The 6,314-nt window shown below is 40.4% G+C and carries 10 protein-coding genes; all 10 read right to left on the bottom strand.

Translation table 11 applies throughout. The annotated features are described in order from the left end of the window. The coding region (locus tag BGM27_RS20605) for a PBSX family phage terminase large subunit (RefSeq protein WP_254122896.1) at positions 1–623 on the bottom strand (623 nt) is incomplete at its 3' end. After that, a complete protein-coding gene (terS, locus tag BGM27_RS17050) occupies positions 610–1,365 on the bottom strand; it encodes a phage terminase small subunit (RefSeq protein ID WP_007408599.1) in 756 nt (251 codons plus the stop codon). The genes terS and BGM27_RS20605, both read right to left, overlap by 14 nt. 501 nt (positions 1,366–1,866) lie before the next feature. Further along, positions 1,867–2,328: a sigma factor-like helix-turn-helix DNA-binding protein gene (locus BGM27_RS17045; protein WP_007408601.1), complete on the bottom strand. Its 462-nt coding sequence runs from the start codon at positions 2,326–2,328 to the stop codon at positions 1,867–1,869. Continuing rightward, complete coding sequence (locus BGM27_RS20600) at positions 2,328–2,666, bottom strand: hypothetical protein (protein WP_007408602.1); 339 nt, start codon at positions 2,664–2,666, stop codon at positions 2,328–2,330. Before BGM27_RS20600 ends, BGM27_RS17045 begins: the two co-directional genes overlap by 1 nt. A 93-nt stretch (positions 2,667–2,759) precedes the next feature. Continuing rightward, positions 2,760–3,443 (bottom strand): hypothetical protein, encoded by a 684-nt coding sequence (locus tag BGM27_RS17035; protein ID WP_007408603.1) that lies wholly within the window; start codon positions 3,441–3,443, stop codon positions 2,760–2,762. Further along, the gene (locus BGM27_RS17030; protein WP_007408604.1) at positions 3,433–4,578 is read right to left on the bottom strand and encodes an MrcB family domain-containing protein; all 1,146 of its coding nucleotides are present in this window, start codon (positions 4,576–4,578) and stop codon (positions 3,433–3,435) included. The genes BGM27_RS17035 and BGM27_RS17030 overlap by 11 nt, the downstream gene beginning before the upstream one ends. A 129-nt stretch (positions 4,579–4,707) precedes the next feature. After that, the gene (locus tag BGM27_RS17025) at positions 4,708–4,878 is read right to left on the bottom strand and encodes a hypothetical protein (protein ID WP_007408605.1); all 171 of its coding nucleotides are present in this window, start codon (positions 4,876–4,878) and stop codon (positions 4,708–4,710) included. A gap of 129 nt (positions 4,879–5,007) precedes the next feature. After that, complete coding sequence (locus BGM27_RS17020) at positions 5,008–5,265, bottom strand: hypothetical protein (RefSeq protein WP_007408606.1); 258 nt, start codon at positions 5,263–5,265, stop codon at positions 5,008–5,010. Beyond that, complete coding sequence (locus BGM27_RS17015; protein ID WP_007408607.1) at positions 5,262–5,735, bottom strand: YopX family protein; 474 nt, start codon at positions 5,733–5,735, stop codon at positions 5,262–5,264. Before BGM27_RS17015 ends, BGM27_RS17020 begins: the two co-directional genes overlap by 4 nt. Continuing rightward, a complete protein-coding gene (locus BGM27_RS17010; protein WP_007408608.1) occupies positions 5,732–6,112 on the bottom strand; it encodes a hypothetical protein in 381 nt (126 codons plus the stop codon). The genes BGM27_RS17015 and BGM27_RS17010 overlap by 4 nt, the downstream gene beginning before the upstream one ends. Positions 6,113–6,314 lie beyond the last annotated feature (202 nt).

The following is a 6,314-nucleotide window of genomic DNA, read 5'->3' as shown; positions in this document are numbered from 1 at the left end:
TCTGTAAACATGCCGCTCGGCGTCGATGCCACGATGCTCTCCACATATTCCGGATCGAGAAAATTGTTATCGAACAGCGAGAAATGAAATGACCGGATGTTCAGCCGGCCGCTTTTCAACATTTGCCCGTCTTTGTCGATATAATCCGTTTTGACGGTGTGCATCGGGTTCTCAGGGTTTGTATCCATCATGACCACAGCGCCTTTGTAGGAGCACCGGGAAATGACTTCTTTCACGAAAGAGTCATGCAGGGCAGTTGCTTCATTCAGGAATGCACCGGCTGACGTGAACCCCCGCGCTTTTTTCCATGAATCAGCATTGGCCCCGTCAAAGCAATATACACGGTTGCCGAATATCTCAACGGCATTCGACTTGTCGAGCCTCAATTCTTTACCCAGAATCAATTCCATATCGTTCAAGACATTTCGTTTTATGGCTGCTTGAGTAGCCCCGCCGATGATGAAGGATAAACCCATATTTTGATACTTACTAACGTGAGCAAGGAACGTCAAAATGAGCACGAATGTTTTCCCTGCCCTCTTTGCGCCGCTACAAATTAAAATTTTGGGCTGCTCTTTTATGAAGCTGTCCCAAACTTCCTTTTGCTTTTTATTCAGTTCCATCGGCATCCACCATTTTTCTCAACATTGTAGCAATCTCATTTTCTTTGGTGTTTTCGTCGCCGCCGTTAATAGCCTTCTTGGTCTTCTCGATATTCAAGCGCATTTGTTCCAATTTAAGGCGCCGCTCATCTTGCTCATGCGCCAGCTGGTCAAATTGCTTGATCAAGCCCCGGAGCTCACCCATCGCCCGTGATTGAGCATTCAGGAATGCCGCCTGCTTATCCCATGCGAATTGTATATCGTGCTGCAACTCTTCCACAAAGTGAGCTTTTGAAAGACTGCCGTCCTCATTTATGCTGAGGTCACCTTTTATTTTAGAGACAATTTTCGTAGTGTCATTTTTATCCTGCACAAACATAATGCGTTGTGCCCGCAGAATGGCCGCGTATTGTATCTGAATCTGATCCCATATCATATCAGCGGGGGAACGCTCCTGAATCTCTTCCATGATTTCAAGCGTTTCCTCTGGCAAATACTTTGAGAAGAATCCATGCGAAACCGCGTTTCGATTTCTCTCCGGGGCGCCGCCGTTGTTTCCCAATGCATTTTTATTGCCAGGTGGGGCGCCTGCCTTTTTTGTGTGCACACTTTTTTCGGAGGGTGCACCCTTTTTTCGTTCCCAACCATGCCGCTGCTTCCACGATTTAATGGTGTTCACTGACACCCCGTACTTTTCGGCAAGGTCCTTGTATTTCATGCCTTTGGCGTAATCCTTATACGCCTGAATATGCTTTTCAGCCATCTACATCCACCGCCGCCTCCTTTTGAATTGAGTTGTTTTGGAAAAAGATATTCTCTCTAAACCGACGCCGCACTCAGACCGTTAACCGCCGATAGTTTTTCTGAGATTTACCGGAATCGGTTTACAGAGAACATAAAAAAGCACCCGCTTGCAGAATTTGTCGAAATATTTTTTTGCCATTCTCTAAAGTTAATACGCAGTTATTAGTGAGGAAGGAACACGCATTTTGTGCGAGCTTCAACCTCTCAAGGCAATTTCTTTTGGAGGTGACAAATAATGATCAAGATTAACGTGAATGTGAAGTTGAGTATTAATGCAAATACGAACATAGATCTACTTATCTCAACGATTATCTCTGTCGCATTGGCCTTTCTCCAATAGGAGGAGGCTTTTGCTGCTACTAAAAAGCCCCACACCCAATAAGGGCATAGAGCTTAATGATCACTATATGAAATTGGTGGGGACGCAGGAATATTTCGCCTCCCCGTCCTGCCTTCCATTTTACACTGCGGATTTTATCTGATTCAACAATTGCAAAAGCTGACACGTTTCGCACATTTGGCACAAATGGCACACAATATCATTTTTAATGCGTCTGACTGTTTCGCGGGAAACGCCAAGATGCAGCGCGATTTCACGAAACTTCATCCCTTCTAACATACAATCAAAGACAATACGATTTTTTTCGTCCTCTATTTCTTCAGTAGAGCGCTCAAGAAAATCAACGATAGTTTCATATTTACGGAGCCGCTTTTCACGACGATCCATCTGACGTAATTCCGCCTGGCTTATTCCGGCTGATCCTCTCGGCATTCCTGCTTCGTCACCGTAAGTAGCCACAAGCTTCTGCCCGGCAAACTCCACCTTGTTGAGAATGCGGCTCAATCGACTGATCTCCCGCAGCATAAAATTATAATCACGAATCCATTCTTCGATTTCCCAAGCCATCATTTGATCAGACATTATAAACTCTCCTTTTGTCCGTAAATAGAATACTTCTCATTCCAACCGTTCTTTTTTTGTTCTGCCAGATATTCAGTTTTAGATACTTCCTGAATTGTTAGGCTACACTTTTCCATCAAGAAACTTTTCATATTCTCGAATAAATCTTCTTTTCCGCACAAAAGATTCACGATTTTCCCATTTTGATAGGCGAATCCATACTTCACACCAAACACTCCCTTTATTTGCGTCTCAAAGCGCCGCCCTTGCCTCTTTTCAGAGTTTGCATATTTTGTCTGCCAAAAGCGATCTGATCGCTCAGAAACGTTTTTATCTGGCTCCTTTTTCTTCCGCTTCATGTCATCCCTCCTGATAACAAAAAACGGACACCAACCAGAGCGCAGAAAAAATTCTGTGCAATGATCAGTGTCCGCAGGCTTTCCGTCTTGGACTTATTTTTTATTACTACATTCGCTAATACATACGTCAAGTATTTCCTCAATTATAAGGTTTCTTTTTTTATTTGTTACTGAATCAGATATCAAAAACATAAGAACACTTAAGAAAAACAAGACTATAGTTAAAATGTTTGCCACGGTTAGAAACGTTGGATTAATCTCAGCGAAGTCTTTGGGCTTTAGGAATACAAATAATTGTCTATTGTTTATCACAAATAATAACAAAGGTCCTGAAATTATTGCCACTAAAGAGCGAAAAAGCACCTCAATAATATTTCCTGAGCTTTTTGTCTTGAAGTATGCCTTTAATAATTTTAGTTTAATTATATCGAGTTTTGCATAAATCAATAATTTTTTATAAATTGTCTCTAAATTTTCTAACAAGTCCTTAACAGGAACCTCCGATAAATCATGAATAAACTCTTTGTCTGTGAAATTCGGAGAATCTAACCAAAGGTACAAATTATCTCTTTTTACTTTTTGCGGCCTTATTAAAAAACAATATATTAAAAACCAAATAATTAGGTAAGCACCTATTACTATTATGTAATAAATAACTTCATATGCTTTCAAATGCCAAGATATAATTGCTATAATCGTAAGTACTGCTAAAACACAAAGAAATTTTATGAATGTAATTGATATTGATTTTAGGTCTTTTAATATTTCATTCGTCATTGTCTTGGCATCCCTCTGGTTTCAGTTTGCCACTATAATTTAGCGGCTTTAAACACATTTTATGAACCGGGTCCCTAACCTCTTTTATGATTTTTATTAGCTTAGGATTCCCCACGTTCTCAACCAATGTTAAAACATATTCTTTTGCCTTTTCTTCAGCAACAACTCTTTCACGTTCAGATAAATAAAACTGATAATCATTGTTTTTAAACTTGGTACCTTTTACCTCAATAAACTTGTCAGAGCCATCTGGAAAATAAGATTTTATATCATATCCATGACCGTCTTCCCTATTAGAGATCCAATCAACTTTTTGAGCCAATTCATTTCTGCCTTCTTTGATTAAATAATCTTTTTCTTTATGGAAGACAAACTCTTCTGCTGCCTTTCCAGTTAATTCATTAGCAATCTCTTTTTCTTTGCGAAGCAACCTGTACTTTTCAACATTTATTACTTTTCTTCTAATCGTTTTTTTCTTTATTAAATTCTCTTGTTCAGTTTCGCCATTATTTTCTTCTAAATAATGTTCATAGACATAATCATAGAAGAGGTCATTTAATATGAATAAATCGTTAAGCAATTGCTCTTCATCAAACGTAAATAGATTAAATTTCTTGTTGATGAGGGCGCTGGCAGCATACTTTTTTGGCCTGTCGGACGTACCCAAATAAAATTCATCCGTATTAAATCCTAGTAACTTTTCATTTGATTGAATCTGTCTAGCAAAGAATTGTTTACCTGCTTTAGCTTGCTCCCTAATTTCAGTTAAGTTAAAGTTTTCAGTGCCAGTTGCTATACTTAAATAAAAATTGTCTCCGCTTTCTGAAAACAATAAAACAATATAAATACCAACTTGAGTCGATACTCTTTTTCCTTTGGTAGTCAATCGATTATCAAGAAAAGCAATCCAGAATGAATCAGAAATCCTCCCAGTACCTGTGGAAGCTTTGATGCTTATATAATCTCGATTCTTGAACTGCTTTTCTTTTAATACCTTCTCAAATGCTACAGGAATTTCGTTACGAAACAGTTTAAAAAAATCATGTTGTTTATTATCAACTTTGTAATTTTTATATTCATTAAAACCTTTCCAAAAACGGTTTACATCAAATAGGCTAGGTGTAGTTCGCATCATAACAAAATCTCCTTTAACCAGAATTCAACGAGCCTATCATACCATATATTTCTAAACTATTTTATAATTTCCTTTCCAAATTTTCATTTCTTTCCGTCCTTATCTTCATTTTTAAGTAAAACAGCCTATTCATTCCTGCTTCTCTCTAAATTTATCAATATCATTAAAATAAGCCGCTGCCGTGAATGCAATGATTGCTCCTATTAACGTGATGTTTGCTTTCATGTCCGGCCTGTATTCGTACTGAAAATAAAACCAGAATCCTAACCCCATTAGCATAAAAATTATTCTCAGCGCCATTGAATCCCCCTATTTAATATATAGTTTTCACTGAACTGGCCGAGCCGCCGAAAGGCTCTATGTACATTATGTTGTGTTCGGCGTATGTCCTTTGCCGCCGAATAAGATTAAAGGTGAGCGTACCATCCCTTAACCCCCGATCAAATTCGGCAGCACAGCAACAGCGAAGAAGAAAAGCCCCACGCATGCCCCGACCAGCCAGATATTTGTTTTATCCCGTTTAGCGATAATGGTATCGCCGATCATTTTCAGATCGTCAGACCGAGCGACCAGCGTCGGGATGTAGTCCGGGTGAACCTTCAAAAGCTCGGCCGCCTGCTCGACGGTCATTGCTTCGTCCTTCGTGGCCTTCACGTTCCGCTGGAGTTCTACTTGTAATGGAATCATTCTGCAGCACCGCCTAACATTTCGGGATTCTGATGTACATTGCCGATGATTTCTGTAAAATAAAGATCATTGTGTTTGTGTATCTCTTGAAGTTTCCCCTGGTGATCTGTTAGCGTTCCACGCTTGATACGAAGGACTCCATGAATTTTTTCTAGCCTGTAGTTGCGGCAAATCTCTTTCATCTTGAAGCCGCTGCCTTCAAAAACAATCTGCATAAATCGTGTGTTTTTTTCGCCCTCGTCAATAAAGGAGAACATAACAACATCGCCCTGATAAATCTCCTTGCCGTTTTTGTCCTTCGTGCCGGTATATAAATCGCGGCTGATCAACTCGTAACCGAACTCTTCACAAAAGACGGGAGACAGTTTGCGCGCCGGGCGTTCTTCAAGCTGACTGATAAAGTACGTTTTCAATTCGACATTGCCTGTTTCCTTATGCCGGAATGTATACCGGATTTTGATGTTATTCATTCCGCAGCCCCCTCCAATGCTTTTCTGGCCGTTTGCCCTCCGTCGAGTTCGACAGCTGGCGGACAGTCTTCAAATTCGTTTGTATACGTCGTTTCATTGGCGTAAAATTCTAATGCGTTTCTATAACGCTTGTTCTCCGCCTGCAGCAACTTAATATCTTTCTGTGCCTGCCGGAATTGATTGGCCGCAATATCCTGCTGGCGCTGGTGCTCCCGATTCATAGCCTGCTGCATGATTAACTCTTCCGCGAGCTTTTCGGCTGCTGCTTCCAAAGAAATTGGCTCCGGTGTACTGGCCGCCGTTTTTGAAAGGGTGCAAATGTAAGAACCGGTATATAAAACTTCACCTTTTGACAAATTGATTTTGAATTCTTTCATGCCCGGGCCTCCCGGTCTAAAAGACATGTTTTGCATACAACCCATTGAGCTGAATAATATATTTTTCCGCAGCGTTCACACTTGCGGGCAATTTCGTTTTGATACATTTTCCGTTCCTCCCCCGCAGGGGAAATCCCTGCTATTTGAATTTATGGCCGATCTCGTAATCACAACGAGCCAGGCCGCCTTTTATTGTTTGAAT

This window comes from Bacillus sp. FJAT-27001 (genome assembly GCF_019039175.1).
Lineage (GTDB): Bacteria > Bacillota > Bacilli > Bacillales > Bacillaceae > Bacillus > Bacillus velezensis.
The sequence above is the reverse complement of the archived record's forward strand: the minus strand, read 5'-3'. Positions and strand labels throughout refer to the sequence as shown.

Bases quoted from the DNA above. Each gene is read 5' to 3' on its own strand.
- terS (WP_007408599.1), bottom strand. From the start codon at position 1,365: ATGGCTGAAAAGCATATTCAGGCGTATAAGGATTACGCCAAAGGCATG.
- BGM27_RS17045 (WP_007408601.1), bottom strand. From the start codon at position 2,328: ATGTCTGATCAAATGATGGCTTGGGAAATCGAAGAATGGATTCGTGAT.
- BGM27_RS20600 (WP_007408602.1), bottom strand. From the start codon at position 2,666: ATGAAGCGGAAGAAAAAGGAGCCAGATAAAAACGTTTCTGAGCGATCA.
- BGM27_RS17035 (WP_007408603.1), bottom strand. From the start codon at position 3,443: ATGACGAATGAAATATTAAAAGACCTAAAATCAATATCAATTACATTC.
- BGM27_RS17030 (WP_007408604.1), bottom strand. From the start codon at position 4,578: ATGATGCGAACTACACCTAGCCTATTTGATGTAAACCGTTTTTGGAAA.
- BGM27_RS17025 (WP_007408605.1), bottom strand. From the start codon at position 4,878: ATGGCGCTGAGAATAATTTTTATGCTAATGGGGTTAGGATTCTGGTTT.
- BGM27_RS17020 (WP_007408606.1), bottom strand. From the start codon at position 5,265: ATGATTCCATTACAAGTAGAACTCCAGCGGAACGTGAAGGCCACGAAG.
- BGM27_RS17015 (WP_007408607.1), bottom strand. From the start codon at position 5,735: ATGAATAACATCAAAATCCGGTATACATTCCGGCATAAGGAAACAGGC.
- BGM27_RS17010 (WP_007408608.1), bottom strand. From the start codon at position 6,112: ATGAAAGAATTCAAAATCAATTTGTCAAAAGGTGAAGTTTTATATACC.